The 20,927-nt window shown below is 72.5% G+C and carries 18 protein-coding genes; 6 read left to right on the forward strand and 12 right to left on the reverse strand.

Annotated elements, in window-relative coordinates; all coding sequences use genetic code 11:
- Positions 1-117 precede the first annotated feature (117 nt).
- Together dapC and fdxA are read right to left on the reverse strand one after the other, a co-directional pair.
- Positions 118-1,251 carry a succinyldiaminopimelate transaminase gene (gene dapC / locus ATL41_RS04265; RefSeq protein ID WP_098457359.1) on the reverse strand — a complete coding sequence of 378 codons (1,134 nt, stop codon included), beginning with the start codon at positions 1,249-1,251 and terminating at the stop codon, positions 118-120.
- Positions 1,252-1,254: 3 nt separating this feature from the next.
- Positions 1,255-1,575: a ferredoxin gene (gene fdxA, locus ATL41_RS04270; RefSeq protein ID WP_098457360.1), complete on the reverse strand. Its 321-nt coding sequence runs from the start codon at positions 1,573-1,575 to the stop codon at positions 1,255-1,257.
- A gap of 403 nt (positions 1,576-1,978) precedes the next feature.
- On the opposite strand from fdxA, the gene ATL41_RS04275 reads away from it, so the two are divergent.
- Genes ATL41_RS04275 through ATL41_RS04300 form a run of 6 tightly spaced genes read left to right on the forward strand, consistent with a single transcriptional unit; the run spans position 1,979 to position 8,517 of the window.
- A complete protein-coding gene (locus tag ATL41_RS04275) occupies positions 1,979-3,694 on the forward strand; it encodes a nitrite/sulfite reductase (protein WP_098457361.1) in 1,716 nt (571 codons plus the stop codon).
- On the forward strand, positions 3,691-4,512 hold the full coding sequence (locus ATL41_RS04280) for a phosphoadenylyl-sulfate reductase (protein ID WP_098457362.1): 822 nt from the start codon (positions 3,691-3,693) through the stop codon (positions 4,510-4,512). The genes ATL41_RS04275 and ATL41_RS04280 overlap by 4 nt, the downstream gene beginning before the upstream one ends.
- Positions 4,509-5,465 carry a sulfate adenylyltransferase subunit CysD gene (gene cysD, locus ATL41_RS04285; RefSeq protein WP_098457363.1) on the forward strand — a complete coding sequence of 319 codons (957 nt, stop codon included), beginning with the start codon at positions 4,509-4,511 and terminating at the stop codon, positions 5,463-5,465. Before ATL41_RS04280 ends, cysD begins: the two co-directional genes overlap by 4 nt.
- 49 nt (positions 5,466-5,514) lie before the next feature.
- The gene (locus tag ATL41_RS04290; protein WP_098457364.1) at positions 5,515-6,837 is read left to right on the forward strand and encodes a sulfate adenylyltransferase subunit 1; all 1,323 of its coding nucleotides are present in this window, start codon (positions 5,515-5,517) and stop codon (positions 6,835-6,837) included.
- A 7-nt stretch (positions 6,838-6,844) separates the two neighbouring features.
- Positions 6,845-8,269, forward strand: a complete 1,425-nt coding sequence (gene cobA / locus ATL41_RS04295; protein WP_098457365.1) for a uroporphyrinogen-III C-methyltransferase — start codon at positions 6,845-6,847, stop codon at positions 8,267-8,269.
- Positions 8,266-8,517 carry a putative acetyltransferase gene (locus tag ATL41_RS04300; RefSeq protein WP_098457366.1) on the forward strand — a complete coding sequence of 84 codons (252 nt, stop codon included), beginning with the start codon at positions 8,266-8,268 and terminating at the stop codon, positions 8,515-8,517. Before cobA ends, ATL41_RS04300 begins: the two co-directional genes overlap by 4 nt.
- A gap of 113 nt (positions 8,518-8,630) precedes the next feature.
- On the opposite strand, the gene ATL41_RS04305 is transcribed toward ATL41_RS04300, so the two are convergent.
- The 10 genes from ATL41_RS04305 to ATL41_RS04350 form a co-directional block, all read right to left on the reverse strand.
- Complete coding sequence (locus ATL41_RS04305) at positions 8,631-9,638, reverse strand: prephenate dehydrogenase (RefSeq protein WP_169924493.1); 1,008 nt, start codon at positions 9,636-9,638, stop codon at positions 8,631-8,633.
- Positions 9,635-10,594 (reverse strand): prephenate dehydratase, encoded by a 960-nt coding sequence (locus ATL41_RS04310; protein WP_098457368.1) that lies wholly within the window; start codon positions 10,592-10,594, stop codon positions 9,635-9,637. The genes ATL41_RS04305 and ATL41_RS04310 overlap by 4 nt, the downstream gene beginning before the upstream one ends.
- A complete protein-coding gene (locus ATL41_RS04315; RefSeq protein ID WP_098457369.1) occupies positions 10,591-11,475 on the reverse strand; it encodes a hypothetical protein in 885 nt (294 codons plus the stop codon). Before ATL41_RS04315 ends, ATL41_RS04310 begins: the two co-directional genes overlap by 4 nt.
- Positions 11,476-11,523: 48 nt before the next feature.
- A complete protein-coding gene (locus ATL41_RS04320) occupies positions 11,524-13,287 on the reverse strand; it encodes a VanW family protein (RefSeq protein WP_098457370.1) in 1,764 nt (587 codons plus the stop codon).
- A gap of 103 nt (positions 13,288-13,390) precedes the next feature.
- Positions 13,391-13,819: a DUF6113 family protein gene (locus ATL41_RS04325; RefSeq protein ID WP_143556566.1), complete on the reverse strand. Its 429-nt coding sequence runs from the start codon at positions 13,817-13,819 to the stop codon at positions 13,391-13,393.
- Between the two features lie 5 nt (positions 13,820-13,824).
- Positions 13,825-14,781: a PIG-L family deacetylase gene (locus ATL41_RS04330; protein ID WP_098457372.1), complete on the reverse strand. Its 957-nt coding sequence runs from the start codon at positions 14,779-14,781 to the stop codon at positions 13,825-13,827.
- A gap of 96 nt (positions 14,782-14,877) precedes the next feature.
- Positions 14,878-16,788, reverse strand: a complete 1,911-nt coding sequence (typA, locus tag ATL41_RS04335; protein WP_098457373.1) for a translational GTPase TypA — start codon at positions 16,786-16,788, stop codon at positions 14,878-14,880.
- A gap of 208 nt (positions 16,789-16,996) precedes the next feature.
- Positions 16,997-18,979, reverse strand: a complete 1,983-nt coding sequence (locus tag ATL41_RS04340; RefSeq protein WP_098457374.1) for a dipeptide ABC transporter ATP-binding protein — start codon at positions 18,977-18,979, stop codon at positions 16,997-16,999.
- Positions 18,976-19,932: an ABC transporter permease gene (locus ATL41_RS04345; RefSeq protein ID WP_098457375.1), complete on the reverse strand. Its 957-nt coding sequence runs from the start codon at positions 19,930-19,932 to the stop codon at positions 18,976-18,978. The genes ATL41_RS04340 and ATL41_RS04345 overlap by 4 nt, the downstream gene beginning before the upstream one ends.
- On the reverse strand, positions 19,925-20,851 hold the full coding sequence (locus ATL41_RS04350; RefSeq protein WP_098457376.1) for an ABC transporter permease: 927 nt from the start codon (positions 20,849-20,851) through the stop codon (positions 19,925-19,927). The genes ATL41_RS04345 and ATL41_RS04350 overlap by 8 nt, the downstream gene beginning before the upstream one ends.
- Between the last annotated feature and the right edge of the window lie 76 nt (positions 20,852-20,927).

A 20,927-nucleotide genomic window follows, 5' to 3' on the forward strand; every position in this document is an offset into this window, starting at 1 on the left:
AGGCTAGCCGCGCCTCACCCCGGACCGCCATCTGCGAAGGGTCACGGGGACCTATGATTTCCGTGATACCCGTCACAAAAGAGGACCGAAGGCCCACGGACGGGCCGTCACGGCATGCTATGCGCTCTCGGTCGCCCCGAGGCGCGCGGCCGCCGCGGCGATCCGCTCGTCGCTCGCCGTGAGGCCGATCCGCACGTGACGGGCCCCGTCCTCCCCGTAGAACGCCCCGGGGGCGACGAGCACGCCACGCTCGGCGAACCAGTCGACCATGTCCCAGCACCCCAGGGACGAGTCGGCGCGACGCGTCCAGAGGTAGAGCCCCGCCTCAGAACGGTCAATGACAAACCCGGCTGAGGTCAAGGCAGGGACAAGAGTCTCCCTTCGCCGCAGGTAGAGCTCGCGCTGCGCGGCGACGTGCGCGTCGTCCGCGAGAGCGGCCGTCATCGCCGCCTGGACGGGCGCCGGGACGATGAGCCCGATCTGCTTGCGCAGGGCGAGCAGATCGCGGACGAGAGCCGGGTCGCCCGCGACGAACGCGGCGCGGTACCCGGCCATGCTCGACTGCTTCGAGAGGGAGTACGTGACGAGAAGGCCGCTCTGGTCGCCGTCGCACACGCGCGGGTCCAGGAGGCTCGGGACGCCGCCGCGCACGAGGTCCTCGGCCCACGGCAGCTCGGCGTAGCACTCGTCGCTCACGACGACGGCGCCGGTACGGCGCGCGGCGGCCACGACCGCGCGGAGCTCCGCGACGGACGCGACGGCGCCGTGGGGGTTGCCGGGCGAGTTCACCCAGACGAGCTTGACGTCCGGGCGCCCGTCCCAGTCCGCGACGTCGTCCGTCGCGAGCGCGTCCGCGCCGGCGAGGCGCGCGCCCACCGCGTACGTCGGGTAGGCGACACGAGGCAGGACGACCGTGTCCCCCGCCCCGAGACCGAGCATCGCGGGCAGCAGCCCGACGAGCTCCTTGGACCCGACGGTCGGCAGCACGCCGTCAGGGTCGACGGTCGCCGAGCGACGGCGAGCGAACCAGTCGGCGACTGCCTCCCGCAGGGCGGGCGTGCCGTACGTCTGCGGGTAGCCGTGCGCGTCGGACGCGTCCGCGAGCGCCTGCCGCACGACGTCGGGGGTCGCGTCGACGGGCGTGCCGATCGACAGGTCGACGACGCCGTCCGGGTGGGACCGCGCCCTCGCGCCGTACGGCGCGAGCAGGTCCCAGGGGAAGTCGATGCCGGCGAGGCTACCGAGCCCCACGCGTCACTCGCCCTGCGGCGGGAGCGCCGCGACGAGCGGGTGGTCCTTCTCGATGAGGCCGAGCTTCGCGGCGCCGCCCGGGGAGCCCAGGTCGTCGAAGAAGTGGACGTTCGCGTCGTAGTAGTCGGACCACTCCGAAGGGACGTCGTCCTCGTAGTAGATGGCCTCGACGGGGCAGACCGGCTCGCACGCACCGCAGTCGACGCACTCGTCGGGGTGGATGTACAGCGACCGGTTGCCCTCGTAGATGCAGTCGACGGGGCACTCCTCGACACACGCCTTGTCCTTGACGTCCACGCAAGGCTGAGCGATCACATAGGTCACTGTCGGTCCTTCCAGATGAGCGAGGGGTCTGGTGCCACTCTACGACGGTCACCTGCCCGCCCGTGCCGCGTCGCGTGCGCGTCTCACGGGCCGAATCCTGGTTCAGGGCCTACCTCGCACACGGGGCAGAGTCGACCCTATCCCGCGATACGGACCATGTTGACGAGGGGTGAGACGGATCCTACGTTCGGCCCCATGGCCCGCCTCGACATGACGCTCCCCCGCCCCACGGCGATCGAGCGTCCCGTCGCGCCCGGACGCCCGCGCACGTGTCGCTGTTGTTGACCCGCGCCTGACGAGGCCGCCCACGAGGCGGCACGAGCCCAGGTGCGCAACCGGCCTGGAGGCTCTCCCCGCACCGGTACGCGCACGCCCACGCCATCACCGAGACGCGAGGAACTTGATGGTCAGCACGGCCCCCGCCAGAACCGCAGCACCGAACGGCACCGCACGGCCGCCGCGCAACGCGCGACCCAACGGCCAGTGGAAGATCGACGGCACCACGCCCCTCAACGCGAACGAAGAGCTCAAGCAGGCCGACGACGGCCTCAACGTCCGCGCCCGCATCGAGGAGGTGTACGCCAAGCACGGCTTCGCGTCGATCCCGGGCGAGGACCTCCACGGCCGCTTCCGCTGGTGGGGCCTGTACACGCAGCGGAAGCCCGGGATCGACGGCGGACGCACCGCCCAGCTCGAGCCGCACGAGCTCGAGGACGAGTACTTCATGCTGCGCGTCCGGGTCGACGGCGGCGCCCTGACTACTGAGCAGCTCCGCGTCATCGGTGAGATCTCCGTCGACTTCGGCCGCGACACCGCCGACATCACCGACCGACACAACATCCAGCTGCACTGGGTCCGCGTCGAGGACGTCCCCGAGATCTGGCGGCGCCTCGAGGCCGTGGGCCTGCAGACGACCGAGGCGTGCGGCGACGTCCCGCGCGTCATCCTCGGCAGCCCGGTCGCGGGCATCGCCGCCGACGAGATCATCGACCCGACCTGGGCGATCCACGAGATCGCGCGCCGCTACGTCGGCGACCCGACGTTCTCCAACCTGCCGCGCAAGTACAAGACGGCGATCACGGGCCACCCGAGCCTCGACGTGCTGCACGAGATCAACGACCTCGGCCTCGTCGGCGTCGTGCACCCCGAGCTCGGGCCAGGCTTCGACGTGTGGGTCGGCGGTGGGCTCAGCGCGCAGCCGCGCCTCGCCGAGCGCCTCGGCGCGTTCGTCCGCGAGGACCAGGTCCCCGACGTCTGGGTCGGCGTCACGTCGATCTTCCGCGACTACGGCTTCCGCCGGCTGCGCAACAAGGCCCGCCTGAAGTTCCTCATGGCCGACTGGGGCCCGCAGAAGTTCCGCGAGGTCCTCGAGACCGAGTACCTCGGGTACCGGCTCGCCGACGGGCCCGCCCCCGCGCCAGCACCGCGCTCGGGCGACCACGTCGGCGTGCACGAGCAGAAGGACGGCCGCTTCTACGTCGGCGCCGCGCCCTACGTGGGCCGCGTCTCCGGGGCGACGCTCGTCGGGGTCGCCGACCTCGCGGAGGCCCACGGCTCGCAGCGGGTGCGGCTCACCCCCCACCAGAAGCTCCTCGTGCTCGACGTCCCGGGCGACGACGTCCCCGCCGTCGTCGCGGGGCTGCGCGACCTCGGCCTCGAGGCCGAGCCGAGCCCGTTCCGCCGCAGCACGATCGCGTGCACCGGCATCGAGTACTGCAAGCTCGCGATCGTCGAGACCAAGGCGCTCGCGCGCGACGTCGTCACGAAGCTCGAGCAGACCCTCGACCGCGGCGACCGCACGCCGATCGCCCTCAACGTCAACGGCTGCCCCAACGCGTGCGCCCGTACCCAGATCGCCGACATCGGCCTCAAGGGCCAGCTCGTCACGACCGACGAGGGCGTCCAGGTCCCCGGCTTCCAGGTGCACCTCGGCGGCGGCCTGAGCGCGCACGAGCGCGACGAGGCCGGCCTCGGCCGCACGGTGCGCGGCCTCAAGGTCGCGGCCGACGACGTCGCGGACTACGTCGAGCGCGTCGTGCGCCGGTACGACGAGCAGCACGTCGGCGACGAGACGTTCTCGGAGTGGGCGCTGCGTGTGGACGACGAGGACCTCGCATGACGGCCGCGAGCAACCCGCTCGTCGCTCGCCGCGAGCGTGCGCTCGCCCACCGGGCGGCGCGCGAGCAGCACGCCGCCGAACGGCTCGCCCGCGCCGCGGCCGGGCGCGTGCGCCGCTCGGACGACGAGCTGCGCCAGGTCGTCGCGGACGGCATCGCCCTGCTGACGACGCCGTCGGGCGCCGAAGCAGGGGCCGACGAGGTCGCTGCGTGGGCCGCCGAGCAGTTCGGCGACCTGCTCGCCGTCGCCTGCTCGATGGCGGACACCGTCCTGCCGCACCTCGTCGCGACGTACGCGCCGTGGGTCGACGTGCTGTTCCTCGAGACGGGGTACCACTTCCCCGAGACCGTCGGCACGCGGGACGCCGCCGAGGTCAGCATGCCGATCACGGTCGTCGACGTGCTCCCCGAGCGGACGGTCGCCGAGCAGGACGCCGCGCACGGCCCGCGGCTGTACGAGCGCGACCCCGCCCTGTGCTGCCAGCTGCGCAAGGTCGACCCGCTCAACCGCGTGCTCGGCGGGTACGAGGCCTGGGTCACCGGCGTGCGCCGCGACGAGGCACCCACGCGCGCGGGCACGCCGCTCGTCACGTGGGACGCCAAGAACGGCCTCGTGAAGATCAACCCGCTCGCGGCGTGGAGCTTCGACGACCTGCTCGGGTACGCGACCCGGCACGGCGTGCTCCTCAACCCGCTCCTCAACGACGGGTACCCCTCGATCGGCTGCGCGCCGTGCACCCGCCGGGTCGCCCCCGGCGAAGACCCTCGCTCCGGCCGCTGGGCCGGTCTCGACAAGACAGAATGCGGGCTCCACACATGACGTCGACCGCCTCGACCATCACGCCGACCACGCCGGTCGCCCCCGGGCCCCGGCGGCTCAGCCACCTCGACCTCCTCGAGTCCGAGGCGATCCACATCATCCGCGAGGTCGTCGCCGAGTTCGAGCGCCCCGGGCTGCTGTTCTCGGGCGGCAAGGACTCCGTCGTCATGCTGCACCTCGCGACGAAGGCCTTCTGGCCTGCGCCAGTCCCGTTCCCGGTCGTCCACGTCGACACCGGGCACAACTTCCCCGAGGTGCTCGCCTACCGCGACGCCGAGGTCGAGCGCCTCGGCCTGCGCCTCGTCGTCGCCGCCGTGCAGGACTACATCGACGACGGCCGCCTCCGCGAGCGCGCCGACGGCACCCGCAACCCGTTGCAGACTCAGCCGCTGCTCGACGCGATCACGGACAACCGGTTCGACGCCGTCTTCGGCGGCGGCCGCCGCGACGAGGAGAAGGCGCGCGCCAAGGAGCGCGTCCTCTCCCTGCGCGACGAGTTCGGGCAGTGGGACCCGCGCAACCAGCGCCCCGAGCTGTGGAACCTCTACAACGGGCGCCACCGCCCGGGCGAGCACGTGCGTGCGTTCCCGTTGTCGAACTGGACCGAGCTCGACGTCTGGCGCTACATCGAGCGCGAGGGCATCGAGCTGCCGGGCCTGTACTACGCGCACGAGCGCGAGGTGTTCGACCGGGACGGCATGCTGCTCGCCGTCGGCCCGTACTCGCAGCCGCGCACCGACGCCGAAGCCGCGTCGGTCCGAACCCTGACCGTGCGCTACCGCACGGTCGGCGACATGTCCTGCACGGGCGCCGTCGAGTCCGACGCCGCCACGGTCGCCGACGTCATCACCGAGGTCGCCGCGACCCGCATCACCGAACGCGGTGCGACCCGCGCCGACGACCGGATCTCGGAGGCAGCCATGGAGGACCGCAAGAAGGAGGGCTACTTCTGATGGGTGCCTCCCCCACGACCACCGCGGCCCGCACGAAGGAAGACCAGCCATGAGCGCCACCACCACGACCGGGACGCTGCTGCGCCTCGCGACCGCCGGCTCTGTCGACGACGGCAAGTCCACGCTCGTCGGCCGCCTGCTGTTCGACTCGAAGTCCGTCCTCGCCGACCAGCTCGACGCCGTCGAGCGGGTCAGCCGCGACCGCGGCCTCGAGGGCGCTGACCTCGCCCTCCTCACGGACGGCCTGCGTGCCGAGCGCGAGCAGGGCATCACGATCGACGTCGCCTACCGCTACTTCGCGACCGCGCGGCGGTCGTTCATCCTCGCGGACTGCCCGGGCCACGTGCAGTACACGCGCAACACCGTCACGGGCGCGTCGACGGCGGACGTCGTCGTGCTGCTCGTCGACGCGCGCAAGGGGCTGCTCGAGCAGACCCGCCGCCACCTCGCGGTCGCGTCGCTCCTGCGCGTGCCGCACGTCGTCGTCGCGGTCAACAAGATCGACCTCGTCGGCTTCGCCCAGGACCGTTACGACGAGCTCGCGGCGCAGATCCGCGCCGCCGCGGCGGACCTCGGGGTCCCCGCGATCCACACGGTGCCGGTGAGCGCGCTCGAGGGTGACAACGTCGTCGAGCGGTCGCCGCGCACCCCCTGGTACGACGGGCCGAGCCTCCTCGAGCTCCTCGAGGACCTGCCGACGGCGGACGACGTCGAGACGCAGCCCTTCCGCCTGCCGGTCCAGACCGTCATCCGCCCGCAGAGCGCCGCGCCCGCGGGGTACGAGGACTACCGCGGCTACGCGGGCCAGGTCGCGAGCGGGGTCGTGCGCGTGGGCGACGAGGTCGTCGTGCTGCCGTCGGGGCGGCGCTCCACGATCGAGGGCATCGACACGGCGGACGGCTCGCTCGCCGAGGCGTACGCACCGCAGTCCGTGACGGTCCGCCTCTCACACGACCTCGACGTCGCGCGCGGCGACATGATCGTCGCGGCCGACGACGCGCCGACGCCCGTCCAGGACGTCACCGGCACGGTCGCGTGGCTCTCCGACCGGCCGCTGCGGCCGGGCGTCCGCGTCCTGCTCAAGCACACGACCCGAGTCGTGCAGGCGGTCGTGCGCGACGTCGTCGGGCGGCTCGACCTCGACACCGCCGCGCTCACGCCCGCCGAGGAGCTCGCGCTCAACGACATCGGCCGCGTCCAGCTCCGCCTGGCCGCGCCGATCGCCGCCGAGGAGTACGTCGACTCCCGCCGCACGGGCGCCTTCTTGCTGATCGACCCTCAGGACGGCTTCACCCTCGCGGCCGGTATGGTCGGTGACGCACTCGCGGCCGCCCGGTTCCCGGGCGAGCGCCCCGTCCAGTACACGATCTGAGTCCTCCATGAGCACACCGGCCACCGCCCCCGCTCCGGTACCTCCGTCCGCCGGTCCGGACCCGTCGTACCCGCTCACGCTCCGCGTCGCGGGGCGCCGTTGCGTCGTGGTCGGTGCGGGCCCGGTCGGCGCGCGCCGCGCGCGCTCGCTGGTCGAGGCGGGAGCGCAGGTCGTGGTCGTCGCTCCGACCGCGTGCCCGGACGTCATGGCAGCGGCCCGGGAGGGGCGCCTGACGTGGATCGCCCGCGACTACCTCACGGGTGACCTCGACGGGGCATGGCTCGTGCACGCCGCGACGGGCGTAGCGGAGGTCGACGAGCAGGTGTGCGACGACGCCGAGTGGCAGCGCGTCTGGGCCGTCCGGGCGTCGGACCGTGAGCGGTCGAGCGCGTGGACGCCCGCGGTCGCGCGCGTCGACGACGTGCTCGTCGCCGTGAACGCGGGCGGCGACCCGCGTCGCGCGGTCGCGCTGCGCGACCACGTCGCGGCGGACCTGCGCGAGCTGGCGGGCCAGGAGCACGGGCGGGGCGGCGCCCCGCGCGAGCGTGACGCAGCCCCGCGCGAGGACGCGTCGGCGCCCGGCCCCCGTGCTGACCTTCCGGACGAGACGACGCCGGACGCCGCGGCGCGCGGGACGGTCGCCCTCGTGGGCGGCGGCCCGGGTGACGAAGGACTGCTGACGGTCCGGGCACGCGAGCTGATCGCTCGCGCCGACGTCGTCGTGATCGACCGTCTCGCCCCGCAGGGCGTCCTGGCGGACCTCGCCCCGCACGTCGAGGTCGTCGACGTCGGCAAGTCCTCGGGCTTCCACCCGGTGCCACAGGACGAGATCAACGCGACGCTCGTGCGGCACGCTCTCGCAGGCAAGCACGTCGTCCGGCTCAAGGGCGGCGACCCGTACGTCTTCGGGCGCGGCGGCGAGGAGCTCGACGCGTGCGTCGCGGCGGGCATCGAGGTCGAGGTGGTCCCTGGCGTGACGAGCGCGATCTCCGTGCCCGCGGCAGCGGGCATCCCGCTGACGCACCGCAGCCTGTCTCGCGGCTTCACCGTGCTCACGGGCCATGCCGACGTCGGGCGCGTGCCCGAGGCGCCCGACCACACGCTCGTCCTGCTCATGGGCGTGCGTCGGCTCGGCACGACGTGCGACGAGCTCGTCGCGCGCGGGCGCGCCGCCGACACCCCGGTCGCGGTGATCGAGGACGGCTTCGGCCGGCGGCAGCGCACGACGGTCGGCACGCTGTCGACGATCGCCGAGCGCGCTGCCGCGGCAGACGTGCAGCCGCCCGCGATCGCCGTCGTCGGCCGCGTCGTGACGCGTGCGCCCGAGTGGGCCGCGTGGGCGGGACGGCCCGACGTCGAAGGTGTTCCGACAGACGGATCGTCCCAGGTGCCTCAGGACCCGACGGCACCCGAGCAGGTCGCCGCGCGATGAGCGAGGCTGCTGCGCCCTGGCGCTCGTGGGCGCCCGGGACCCGCGTCATGGTGCGCCGCCGCATCGACGATCCCGAGCACCCCTACACGGACGTCCTCGGGGACGTCGTGACGAACGACGAGTCAGGGCTGCTCCTGCGGACGCGCCGCGGCGACGTGCACGTCCCGGGTGACGCGATCGCGATCGGCAAGCCGATCCCGCCAGCGCCGGTGCGCAAGGCGCGACCTGCCCCACGGTCCGCCGACTGAGGACGTCTCCCCGCTGCAGGACGACCACGGCTCCGCGGGCCAGACCAGCGCCGCCAGGCGCCGCTAGGCTCGCGCCCCCGCCACGCGGGCGCCTTCGCGGGGAGCGGTGCTGCTCAGGCTGGCGCGTGCGTGACGCGCACCGACACGGTTGCCGTGTCGGCGCCGACGACGAGCCCCGTACGGGTCGCGTCGAGCAGCTCCTCACGCCAGCCGTCGCCGTCGAGCGTGACGGTCGCGGCCGGGTCCTCCGGCGCCGCGAGGCGCATGCTCGCGCGGACCTCCGCGGCGGCGTCGAAGAACTCGCCCACCGGCTCCCCCGCCTCGAGCGCGTCGGCGAGGGCGGTGAGGTCCGCGACCGCCCGACGCAGGACGGGCACGACCGCGGCCGCGTTGTCGACGACCATCGCCTCCGTGCGGCGCGGGTGCGTCCCCGCCACACGGGTGCCGTCGCGGAACGAGCCCGCGGCGAGAGCGAGCGCGAGGTCACGCACGTCGGCACCGCCGACGAGGCCCAGGAGGTCCGTCGCGAAGACGTGCGGGACGTGGCTCACGAGCGCGACCGCGGCGTCGTGCACCGCAGGCGTCGCGACGCGGACGACGCCACCGAGCGGTCCCGTGACCAGAGCGGCGACGCGCAGGAACGCGTCACGGTCCGTGTCAGGCTCGACGGTGAGCGCCCAGCGCGCCCCGTCGAGGATCCTCGCGTCCGACGCCTCGTAGCCCGCCTGTTCCGTGCCCGCCATCGGGTGAGCGCCGACGAAACGCGCCGACAGGCCCGCCCCACGGGCCGCGTCGGTGACCGCGACCTTGACGCTCCCTGCGTCCGTGACGACCGTCGCGCCGCGCACGTGCGCCGCGACCTCGCCGATCACGTCGGCCATCGCGCGCAGCGGCGGCGCGAGCAGCAGGACGTCCGGCTCCGCCGCGCACAGGGACGCGATCGACGCGTGGGGCACGACACCGTCGCGCTCCGCCGCCTCGAGCGCGGGAGCGCTCGGGTTCCAGGCGTGCACCTCGACGCCCTCGGCGACGAGCCGCCGCGCGACCGAGCCGCCGATGAGCCCGAGCGAGACGACGCCGACGCGCCGCACCGTCGCGCCGGTCACCGCAGCAGCCGTCACCACAGCAGCCCCCGGGCTGCCTCGTCAGGGCTCGCCCCGCGCTGCACCGACGCGACCGGGACGCGCGAGTCGTCGAAGACGGCATCCGACGACGTCCGGTCCGGGAACACGCCAAGCGTCTTGAGAGAGTCGCCCGCCTCGAGGAGCTGCTCGAGCAGGGTGCGCACGTGCGGCTCCCACGGCGCACCGTCGAGCGTCACGACGAACACGTACGTCCCCTCCTGCGCCTTGAGCGGCCGCGTGATGAGGCTCGACATGTTGACGCCGCGCTCCCCGAACGCCGCCGTGATGCGGGCGAGGACGCCCGGGCCGGTCACATGTGGGGTGATCGCGAGCATCGTGCGCCACGAGCCCACCGCGCCCGCGCCGCGCGCGGCCGCGAGCTCGGCCTGTGCGACGTCGCGCCGCGTCAGGGCGAGGAACCGCGTGCGCCCGCCCGCGAAGTCCTGGACCGCGGTCGCGAGCGTCCGCAAGCCGTACAGGTCGCCGCACAGCGACGGTCCGAGCGCGACCTGGTGCGGCTCGACGTCGCGGCACGCCGCCGCGTTGGACGACGCCGGGACGGGCTTCAGCCCGCGCTCCGCGATCCACGCGGCGCACTGCGCGAGGCCGTGCGGGTGCGCGCAGACCTCGGTGAGCTCTGTCGCGTCCGGGTGGGTGAACGCGTCGAACGAGATGTCGAGGGCGACCTCGTCGACCGCGACGACGTCGCGCGCCGCGACGATCGCGTCGAGCGACGGTACGACGTAGCCCTCGACGGAGCTCTCGATCGCGACGACGCCCGTGCTCGCGAAGCCCGACGCGACGGCGTCGTACACCTCCGTCACGGTCGCGAGCGGCTCGGGCGTGCCGCGCTCCCCGAGCGCGAGCGCCGCAGCGTGCGTGAACGTGCCCTCCGGGCCGAGGTACGCGAGTCGTGCAGGCCCCGGGGCCGCAGGCTCGGGGGCGCTGGTCACAGCGGTCGCGCCCAGCGCGGCTCGACCGCGTCCGCGCCCGGGGCGAAGTCGCTGCCCGGCATGACCGCGAGCACGCGGTGCGCGACACCGTGGTCCTGGAGGGCCGTGCGCAGCCCGCGCAGCGCCTCGAAGCCGTCGCAGCGGAACGAGGCGAGGAAGAGGTGCGGGCCCGCGACCGACTGCTGCGACCGCAGGTGGTCGAGGTCGAATCCCGCGTCGGCGATCAGGCCGAGCGTCGACTGCAGCGAGCCCCGGTGGTCGTCGCGCGGGCCGAACGCGAGCCACACCTGCGCCGGCCCCGTGAAGTCGGCAGGCGTGGGGACCGGCTCGACGAGTCCGAACCACAGCGGCGGCAGCTCGGCGAGACGCTCGGAGCCCGGGACCTCGTGGAAGCCTGCGGGGACCAGGGCGCGCTCGGCGAGCGAACGCTCGACGACGAGCGAGCCCGCCTCGCCGGCGAGCGCGACGCGCTCGTCGAGAGGCGTGCGCGTCGGCACGAGGTGCGGGGTCGCGCCCATCGACCGCACGACGTGGCGGCAGTCGCGCATCGCGGCCTCGTCGACGACGACGTGGTCGGTGACGTCGGTCGCGCGGCTCACCCACACCCACTCGGGCTTCACGGCGACGGCGGCGGTCACGCGCAGGTCGGGCGCGGCCGCGAGGAGCGCACGCTCGAGACCGTGGTCGGGCTGCGTGGGGTGGCCGATGTGCATGACGGCACGCAGGTCGTCGATGCGGGCGACCGTCGCGAGCGCGGTCGTCATCGACCCGAGGTCGAGGACGTCGCTCAGCTCGTCGCGGTTGTGCGGCACGTCCCAGCCTGCGAGCTGCGCCGCAGCCAGCACGTGGGCGGCCGACTCGCGTTCGCTACGTCCGAGCATGAACGTCCTCCAGTTCGTGGGTCGCGCAGAGTCTAGCCGCGCCCGCCCTCAGTCCTTCTTCTTGTCCGACGGCGCCTTGCCGCACACGACGGCGTTCTGCGGGTTGTAGCGCCACGTGCGCGGCTCGTCCTTGACGAGCTCACCCTCGAGGTACACCTTCCGCGTGACCGTCACGGTGAAGCCCGGGCTGCCGGCACCCTGCGCGATGCAGCCGGGTGCCGTCGAGTACTGCGTCTTCGGGTAGACGACGCCGCTGCGACCGGACGTCGTGGACTTCACCTCGTAGTACGGCGTGCTCCACGCGCGGACCGTGACCTTGCCGTCCTTGACGAACGACTGCAGGAGGATCCCGTACGGGGTGTCGTTCTTGAACCGCATGTCGATCGACCCGACGTAGATCGTGGCCTCGCGCCCCTCGGGGTAGCGGGAGAAGTAGTACGAGTGCGGGCGGTGCTCGACATCCTCGATGCCGAGCAGGAAGCCCACGTTGTACGTCGTCGTCGCCATCTGCGACAGGCCGCCGCCGACGCCCTCGGTGAGCTGGCCGTTGTTGACGATGCCCGCGGCCCGGTAGCCGTTCTCGGCGGTGATCGGGGCGAGCGTCTCGGTCAGGGACCACGTCTCGCCGGGCAGGACGAGCTGACCCGTGACGCGCTTCGCGCCGAGCTCGAGGTTGTGGATGCGCGCGGCCGTGCTCGCACCGAGCGGCGTCGAGAACTCCGCGACGACCTCCTTGACGCCGAGCGACTCGAGCTTCTCCTTGCTCTCCTTCGCGTCGACCGGGACGAGCTCGACCTTGGCGGTGCGGTCGCCGTTCGCCGTGCCGGCCGCGAGGACGGCGGTCGCGAGCGCGTCGCGGTCGAGGCCGAGGCCCGAGTCACCACCCTTGATGACCGGCTTGCCCTTCGAGAAGACGAACTTTGCGTCGGCCGCCTTCTTCTCGAGGTCGGTCGTCCGGTCGAGCACCGCCTCCGCGATCGCGTCCTTGTCGAGCTGGAGCTCGAGGTTGCCGTCGGCGGGGACGAAGCTCGCGGCGGACGCGAGCACCGAGATCGGCAGCTCGGCCTTCTGGTCGGCCACCTCGACGCGTACGGGCGCCGAGACGAGGGAACGGCCGAGCGCGAGGGCGGCGTCCGTCTCCTCCTGCGTGACCGTCGGCTCCTTGGTGACGACCGGCAGCGAGAGCGGCCCTTCGGCCGTGAGCCAGGAGGTCACGACGACCTCGCGCGCGGCGTCGACGTCGACCTCCGAGCCAGCCGTGGCCGGGGTCGCGGTGACCTGGCCGTCCGCGAAGACGACGGCCCCGTCGACGGGCTCGACGCGCAGCGCCTCGGCCGCTGCCGTGAGCTCGGCGTCGAGAGCGGCGTCGTCGACCGTGACGCGCGGGGTGACGTCGTCGCCTCCGACGAGGGTGTACCAGAGGTGCGCGGGCGCGAGGTCGAAGCCGACGAGGCCGTCGACCGTGCCGGCGGCGTCGAGCGCGAGGCCCGCGCTCTCCGGGTCGATCTCGGCCGTGAGGCCGCCAGCCTCGACGGCGATCGGCGAGGTCAGCCGGTCCGCGAGCCCCGCCTCGAGCGCGGCGGCGGCGTCGGTCGCGCTCTTGCCGCCGATCTGGACGCCGGCGACGGTCGTGCCGCGCGCGACCTTGTCGGCGACGGCCCACTGGCCCGCGACGTACAGGCCCACGAGCACGACGAGGCCGGTTCCCGTCCACGCGAGGACCTTGGGGGTACGGCTGCGGCGGGGTCCGTCCTGGTCGAAACCGTCCAGCGGGGACGCCTTCGACCCGGTCGTCTCGTCGCTCTTCGCCATCACACGTGCCCCACTATCTGCTCGAACGTCCGCGGCGTGGTTCCTGGCTCCCCGCAGGTACCGCTGGACGAGTTACATCGTACGGGCGCGGCGCCCCCGGACCTCACGCGTCCCGCTGTGCGTCTCGAACCCGCCACGGGACCTCCGCGAACCAGGACCGCGGTGCGAGCAGCGGTGCGAGAACGGCGACGAGACCGCCGTACACCCAGACGTACCCGACGATCTCGGCCGGGACGAGGACGTCACCGCCCGGCCCGCCTGCCGACAGCACCTGGACGGCGATCAGCCACCCCGTACCCGCCGCGAGGTGCGACCCCACACCCGCCGTCGCCCGGGCGACGGTGCAGACGGCGACGAGCGTCACGAGGGCGGCGACGAGGCCCCACGGCTGGACGCTGCGGTGCGCGATCGTGCCCACGAGGCCGACCATCACGCCGAGCACGAAGCACACGGCCCACGCGACCCACGGCCACGACGTGAACGAGGCGACGGCCGGGGTCGCGGCGGTGGTCGGTTCGGGGCGCCTGGTCATGCTCGTCACGCTACCGCGCGCACGCCGGGGACGGCTGCGGCCGTCAGGACCCGGCCGAGCGCAGCCCGGTCGCCCGCGAGGATCGCGTACGTCTCGACGGCGGGGACCGCCGCGAGCACGTCGTTGCTGAGCGCGTACGCCCCGAGCACGGGGGCGCCGTCCGGCGCGAGCGTCACGGCCTTGACCTGCGTCGCGTGCGCGCGCAGCGCGCCGGTCACCCGGTCGACGACGTCGCGGACGTCGACCTCGAGTGCGACGGTTCGGTCGTCGCTCGCGACCGCGGGAAGGTCGGCGTCGGGGTCGGGTGCGACGAGCGCGGCACCTTCGGCGAGGTCGCGCGCCCACGGCTCGCTCGCGAGCGCGCGCCGCTGCGCGCGCAGCGCCTCGCTGGGGAACGACGGGCACACGAGGACCGGCGTGACGGCGCCGGCCTCGGCGAGGCGCGGGGCCGCGAGCTCGAGCGCGCGGACGGTGATCTCGTGGGCCCGCACGTGGTCGGGGTGGCCGTAGCCGCCCCCGGCGTCGTACGTCACCACGACGGCGGGGCGCTGCTCGACGACGAGGGCGGCGAGGTGCGAAGCCGCCGTGTCGAGAGGGACGGAGACGAGGGCGCCGGACGGGACGTCGTCGGGCAGCCCGGCGGTGCCGACGACCCCACCGACCCACGACATGCCGGAGTCCTCGTACCGAGCCTGCTCCCCCGGTGCGAGCGCGTCGAGGAAGTGGTGCTCCTGCACGCCGAGCGCGTCGAGCGCCGCCGCGAGCTCCTGCTCGCGGTGCGCGGCGAGTGCCGGCCCGTCGCCCTCGAGGTGCGCGAGCTCGGCGCCGATGACCTCGCCGCGCTCTCCGCGCGTGCAGGTCACGAGAGTCACCTCGTGACCCGCGCGAGACCACGCGGCCAGCAGCGCGCCGCTCGAGAGGGTCTCGTCGTCAGGGTGCGCGTGCACCGCGAGCAGCCGCACGGTTCCTCCTTCAGCGCCTCGCGGCGCGTAGCACGCGACCTCCGGCCCTGTGCAGGGCCGGAGGTCGCACGGGTGCCCGTCGTCGACGGGCGTCGATCAGCTCTTCTTGGCGCGCGACGCCGCGCGACCGCGCTCCGTCTGGTCGAGGATGACCTTGCGGATGCGCACGAACTCCGGGGTGACCTCGACGCACTCGTCCTCGCGGGCGAACTCGAGGGACTCCTCGAGCGTGAGGTGACGCGGCGGCACCAGGTTCTCGAAGTTGTCTGCGGTCGAGGACCGCATGTTCGTCAGCTTCTTCTCCTTGGTGATGTTGACGTCCATGTCCTCGTTGCGCGAGTTCTCGCCGACGATCATGCCCTCGTAGACCTCCTGCGTGGGGTCGACGAAGAAGGAGCCGCGCTCCTGCAGGTTGATCATCGCGAACGGCGTCACCTTGCCAGCGCGGTCGGCGACGAGCGAGCCCGTCACGCGGGTCTCGATCGGTCCGGCCCACGGCTCGTAGCCGTCGGCGAGCGAGGAGGCGATGCCCGTGCCGCGCGTCTCCGTGAGGAAGCGCGTGCGGAAGCCGATGAGGCCGCGGGCGGGGACGACGAACTCCATGCGGACCCAGCCGGTCCCGTGGTTCGACATGGTCTCCATGCGGCCCTTGCGCTGCGCGAGGAGCTGCGTGACGGAGCCGAGGTACTCCTCGGGCACGTCGATCGTCATGCGCTCCATCGGCTCGCAGCGCTTGCCGTCGATCATCTTCGTGACGACCTGGGGCTTGCCGACGGTGAGCTCGAAGCCCTCGCGGCGCATCTGCTCGACGAGGATCGCGAGCGCGAGCTCGCCGCGCCCCTGGACCTCCCAGGCGTCCGGGCGCTCGGTCGGCAGGACGCGGAGCGACACGTTACCGATGAGCTCGTTGTCGAGGCGGTCCTTGACCTGGCGCGCGGTGACCTTGTGTCCCTTGCCGCCCTTGCCCGCGAGCGGGGACGTGTTGATACCGATCGTCATCGAGATGGCCGGGTCGTCGACCGTGATGAGCGGGAGCGGACGCGGGTCGTCCGGGTCGGTGAGCGTCTCACCGATCGTGATGTCGGCGATGCCCGCGACGGCGACGATGTCGCCAGGGCCAGCCTGCTCGGTCGGGACGCGGTCGAGCGCCTTCGTCTCGAGGAGCTCGGTGATGCGCACGTTCTGGATGGTGCCGTCGTGACGGGCCCACGCGACCGTCTGGCCCTTGCGGATCGTGCCGTTGAAGACGCGGAGCAGGGCGAGGCGGCCGAGGAACGGCGACGCGTCGAGGTTCGTGACGTGAGCCTGCAGCGGGGCGGTCTCGTCGTACGTCGGCGCGGGGATCTTCTCGAGGATCGTGCGGAACAGGGGCTCGAGGCCCTCGCTGTCCGGGAGGGTGCCGTCGGCGGGCTGCTCGAGCGACGCGCGGCCAGCCTTGGCGGCGGCGTACACGACGGGCACGTCGAGGATCGCGTCCAGGTCGAGGTCCGGGACGTCCTCGTGGAGGTCGGACGCGAGGCCGAGCAGCAGGTCGGTCGACTCGGCGACGACCTCGGAGATGCGCGAGTCGGGACGGTCGACCTTGTTGACGACGATGATCACCGGGAGCTTCGCGGCGAGCGCCTTGCGCAGCACGAAGCGCGTCTGGGGCAGCGGCCCCTCGGACGCGTCGACGAGGAGCACGACGCCGTCGACCATCGACAGGCCGCGCTCGACCTCGCCACCGAAGTCGGCGTGGCCGGGGGTGTCGATGACGTTGATGGTGATGCCGTCAGGCTCGCCGAGCGCCGCCGCGGACGGACCGGTGTACCGGACCGCCGTGTTCTTGGCGAGGATCGTGATGCCCTTCTCACGCTCGAGGTCACCGGAGTCCATCGCGCGCTCGTCGACGTGGGCGTGGGCACCGAAAGCACCGGACTGGTGCAGCATCGCGTCGACGAGGGTGGTCTTCCCGTGGTCGACGTGAGCCACGATGGCCACGTTGCGCAGGTCAGAGCGCACAGACATAGAGGTACTCATTTCAGTGGAGGATGAGATCGCGTGCGTGCATCTCCGCTACGCAACGGTCCATCCTATCGCGAACGCAAGCCGATCTCCTGTGACGTCCGTGACGTGAGCGGCCGCTCCCCCGCGCCCCGAGACTGTCCGCAGACGGCGCGAGGCCCGGCGGACTCGTGTCCGCCGGGCCTCGCACCTCCCTCGTCCGTGACGGGGATCAGACCTCCGGGGCCTCCGGGCCGAGCTGCAGGCTCGCACCGGGGATGGCACCGAGCAGCTCCCGGGTGTACTCCTCGCGGGGCGAGTCGAACACCTCGTCCGTCGTGGCGTGCTCGATGATGCGCCCCTGCTTCATGACGCAGACCTCGTCGGCGATCTGCCGCACGACGGCGAGGTCGTGCGTGATGAACAGGTAGCTCAGGCCGAGCTCGCTCTGCAGGTCGTTGAGCAGCTCGAGGATCTGCGCCTGGACGAGCACGTCGAGAGCGGAGACGGCCTCGTCGCACACGACGACCTCAGGCTGCAGGGCGAGCGCACGCGCGATCGCGATGCGCTGGCGCTGACCGCCGGAGAGCTCGTTCGGGAAGCGACGCATCGTCGACTGCGGAAGCGCGACGAGGTCGAGCAGCTCGCGGACGCGGGCCTCGCGCTCCTTGGCCGTGCCGACCTTGTGGACCCGCAGCGGCTCCTCGATCGTGCGGTAGATCGAGTACATCGGGTCGAGCGAACCGTAGGGGTTCTGGAAGATCGGCTGCACGCGGCGGCGGAAGGCGAAGAGCTCCTTGCGGCCGAGCGTCGACATGTCGACGCCGTCGAAGATGATCTTGCCCTCGGTCGGCTCGAGCAGGTTGAGCACCATGTTCGCGACCGTGGACTTGCCCGAGCCGGACTCGCCGACGAGCGCGACCGTGGTCCCGCGCTTGAGCGAGAACGACACGTCGTCGACGGCCTTGAAGTCGCGCGCCCCCTTGGCGGCACCACGGATGTGGAACACCTTGGTGAGGTTCTGCGCGATCACGACGTCGTCGCGCTCCTGGGAGACGCCGTCGCCACCGGTCTGCGCGAGCAGCTCCTTGACCTCGACGCCGGCAGCCTTGGCGCTCTGGATGCGGCGCGACGCGAGCGACGGGGCCGCCGCGACGAGGCGCTTCGTGTACGCGTGCTGCGGGTTCGCGAGGATCTCGCGGGACGGGCCCGACTCGACCACGCGACCGCGGTACATGACGACGAGGTGCTCGGCGCGCTCGGCGGCGAGGCCCAGGTCGTGCGTGATGAACAGGACCGCCGTGCCGAGCTCCGAGGTCAGACGACCCAGGTGGTCGAGGATCTTGCGCTGCACCGTCACGTCGAGCGCCGACGTCGGCTCGTCCGCGATGAGCAGCTTCGGGCGTGCGGCGAGGCCGATCGCGATGAGGGCGCGCTGGCGCATGCCGCCCGAGAACTCGTGCGGGTACTGCCGGGCGCGACGCTCGGCGTCGGGCAGGCCGGCCTCGGCGAGCAGACCGGCGACGCGGTCCTTGCTCGTCGCGACCGACGTGAGGCCCTCGACGGCCGTCGGGGCCGACGGCATGCCGAGGCTCTCGAGCACGACGACGGCCTCGAGGCGCGTCGTCGAACCGGTCACGAGGCGGGACTCCGCCTCGGCGAGGACGGCGTCACGCTCGGCCTCGGGGCGCGAGGCGAGCTCCTCCTGGAGGAGCGAGATGAGCGTGCGCTTGGCGTCGTGGCTCAGCAGCAGGTCGCCGCCGGCGAGCTGCGGGGTCTCCCCCTCGGCGAGGCCGAGCGCGAGCTTGCGCTGGGTGCCGCGGGAGACGTCGATGCCGTTCGCGCGCAGGCCCTCCTTGACCTGGAACCCGATCGACCATACCGGGTTCAGGTTGGACATCGGGTCCTGCGGGACGAGGCCGATCGACCTGCCGCGCAGGGCGACGATCTCGCGCTTGGAGGCCTTGGTGACGTCGACGCCGTCGAACATGATCGACCCACCGGTGACCTTGCCGGTGCCGGGGAGCAGGTCGATGATCGCGTGCGCGGTCGTCGACTTGCCGGAGCCGGACTCGCCCACGATCGCGACCGACTGGCCAGGGTAGATCGTCAGGTCGGCGCTCTTGACGGCGTGGACGGGGCCACCGCGCGTCTGGAAGTCGATGCTGAGGTCGCGGATCTCGAGGAGCGGCTTGGCCGCTGTCGTGTCGTTCATCGCTTGCGCGCCTTCGGGTCGAGGGCGTCGCGCACGACGTCGCCCATCATGATGAAGCTCAGGACCGTGAGAGCCAGCGCGGCCGACGGGTAGAACAGGATCATCGGCTGCGTGCGCAGCGAGACCTGAGCCTTGGAGATCTCAGCGCCCCAGGACAGCACCGAGCCCGGGAGGCCGAGGCCGAGGAAGGACAGCGTGGCCTCGGCGACGATGAACGTGCCGAGCGAGACGGTCGCGACGACGACGACGGGGGCGAGCGCGTTCGGCACGACGTGGCGGACCAGCGTCATCCACCTCGACACCCCGAGCGACTTCGCGGCGGTGATGAAGTCGTTGTTCTTCACGCTCATGACGGCACCGCGCGTGATGCGGGCGACCTGTGGCCACCCGAACACGGCCAGCACCGCGATGACGCGCCAGACGCCACCACCGGTGAAGACCTGGCCGACGACGATCGCGGCCAGCACGAGCGGGATCGCGAAGAAGATGTCCGTGAGGCGGGCGAGCAGCGAGTCGAGCCAGCCGCCGTAGAAGCCGGCGAGGGCGCCGACGATGCCGCCGAGGAGGACGACCGCGATGGTCGTGACGATGCCGACCGTGACGGAGGCACGCGCGCCGAAGATGACGCGGGCGTAGACGTCGCAGCCCTGGCGGTCGAAGCCGAACGGGTGACCGGGCTCGGGGTTGGCGAGCGACTTCGACAGGACGCAGTACGTCGGGTCGTTCTTGGTGAAGATGCCCGGGAGGAAGGCGACGACGGCCACGAGCAGGATCAGGAAGGCCGAGACCCAGAAGAGCGGACGACGACGGAGGTCGTTCCAGGCGTCGCGCCACAGGCTCGACGGCGCCTCGGTCTCGTCGACCTTGTCGACGACCGCGAGGGGGGTCAGCGCGGCGTCAGCGACGAAGTGGCCCTGACCCGGACGCGGAGAGATGGTGTTCTGCTCAGGCATATCGGATCCTCGGGTCCAGGACCGCGTACAGCAGGTCCACGATCAGGTTGCCCACGATGTAGACGATCACGAGGATCGTCACGAAGCTGACGACGGTGGACGGGTCGCCCTTGATGATGGCGGCGTAGAGCGTGCCACCCACGCCGTGGATGTTGAAGATGCTCTCCGTCACGATCGCACCGCCCATGAGCGCGCCGAGGTCCGCGCCGAGGTAGGTCACCACGGGGATCAGGGAGTTGCGCAGGACGTGGACGTTGACGACGCGGCCGCGGGACAGACCCTTGGCGGTCGCGGTGCGGACGTGGTCCGCGGTGAGGTTCTCGGCGACCGACGTGCGCGTCAGGCGCAGCACGTAGGCGAAGGACACGGCGCCGAGCACGATCGCAGGCATCAGCAGCGCCTTGACCGAGTGGTCCGCGCCGACCGTGGCGGGCAGGAGCTGCCACTGCACACCGACGAAGAACTGGAGCAGGAAGCCGATGACGAACGTCGGCGCAGCGATCACGACGAGGCTGACGACGAGGAGCGTGCCGTCGAAGAACTTGCCCTTGCGCAGACCGGCGTAGAGACCGAACAGCACGCCGAAGACCGTCTCGATCACGAGCGCCATGAGCGCCAGCTTGAGCGTCACGGGGTACGCGCTGGCGATGACCTCCATGACGGGCTGACCGGAGAAGGACTTGCCGAAGTCCAGCGTGAAGATGCCCTTGAGGAAGAGCAGGTACTGCACGATGAACGGCTGGTCGAGGTTGTACTGCGCCCTGATCTGGTCGGCGACGGCGGGAGAAAGACCGCGGTCACCACCCATCGCGGCGACGGGGTCGCCGGGCATCGCGAAGACCATCGCGTAGATGAGCAGCGTCGCGCCCAGGAACACAGGGATGAGCTGCAGCAGTCTTCGTCCGAGATATCGGACCATCGGTCTTTCCTTCCACACTTGCCGTGTCGCGCCGTCGGATCGACCTAGATCCGCCACACGACTCTAGTAGACGCAC

The sequence above is a fragment of the Flavimobilis soli genome, assembly GCF_002564025.1.
Lineage (GTDB): Bacteria > Actinomycetota > Actinomycetes > Actinomycetales > Cellulomonadaceae > Flavimobilis > Flavimobilis soli.

Excerpts from the sequence above, each read along its gene's own strand:
- ATL41_RS04340 (WP_098457374.1), bottom strand. The coding sequence starts at position 18,979 with ATGAACGACACGACAGCGGCCAAGCCGCTCCTCGAGATCCGCGACCTC.
- ATL41_RS04315 (WP_098457369.1), bottom strand. The coding sequence starts at position 11,475 with ATGCTCGGACGTAGCGAACGCGAGTCGGCCGCCCACGTGCTGGCTGCG.
- cysD (WP_098457363.1), top strand. The coding sequence starts at position 4,509 with ATGACGTCGACCGCCTCGACCATCACGCCGACCACGCCGGTCGCCCCC.
- typA (WP_098457373.1), bottom strand. The coding sequence starts at position 16,788 with ATGTCTGTGCGCTCTGACCTGCGCAACGTGGCCATCGTGGCTCACGTC.
- ATL41_RS04275 (WP_098457361.1), top strand. The coding sequence starts at position 1,979 with ATGGTCAGCACGGCCCCCGCCAGAACCGCAGCACCGAACGGCACCGCA.
- ATL41_RS04300 (WP_098457366.1), top strand. The coding sequence starts at position 8,266 with ATGAGCGAGGCTGCTGCGCCCTGGCGCTCGTGGGCGCCCGGGACCCGC.
- ATL41_RS04290 (WP_098457364.1), top strand. The coding sequence starts at position 5,515 with ATGAGCGCCACCACCACGACCGGGACGCTGCTGCGCCTCGCGACCGCC.
- ATL41_RS04345 (WP_098457375.1), bottom strand. The coding sequence starts at position 19,932 with ATGCCTGAGCAGAACACCATCTCTCCGCGTCCGGGTCAGGGCCACTTC.
- cobA (WP_098457365.1), top strand. The coding sequence starts at position 6,845 with ATGAGCACACCGGCCACCGCCCCCGCTCCGGTACCTCCGTCCGCCGGT.
- ATL41_RS04280 (WP_098457362.1), top strand. The coding sequence starts at position 3,691 with ATGACGGCCGCGAGCAACCCGCTCGTCGCTCGCCGCGAGCGTGCGCTC.
- ATL41_RS04325 (WP_143556566.1), bottom strand. The coding sequence starts at position 13,819 with ATGACCAGGCGCCCCGAACCGACCACCGCCGCGACCCCGGCCGTCGCC.
- ATL41_RS04320 (WP_098457370.1), bottom strand. The coding sequence starts at position 13,287 with ATGGCGAAGAGCGACGAGACGACCGGGTCGAAGGCGTCCCCGCTGGAC.
- ATL41_RS04350 (WP_098457376.1), bottom strand. The coding sequence starts at position 20,851 with ATGGTCCGATATCTCGGACGAAGACTGCTGCAGCTCATCCCTGTGTTC.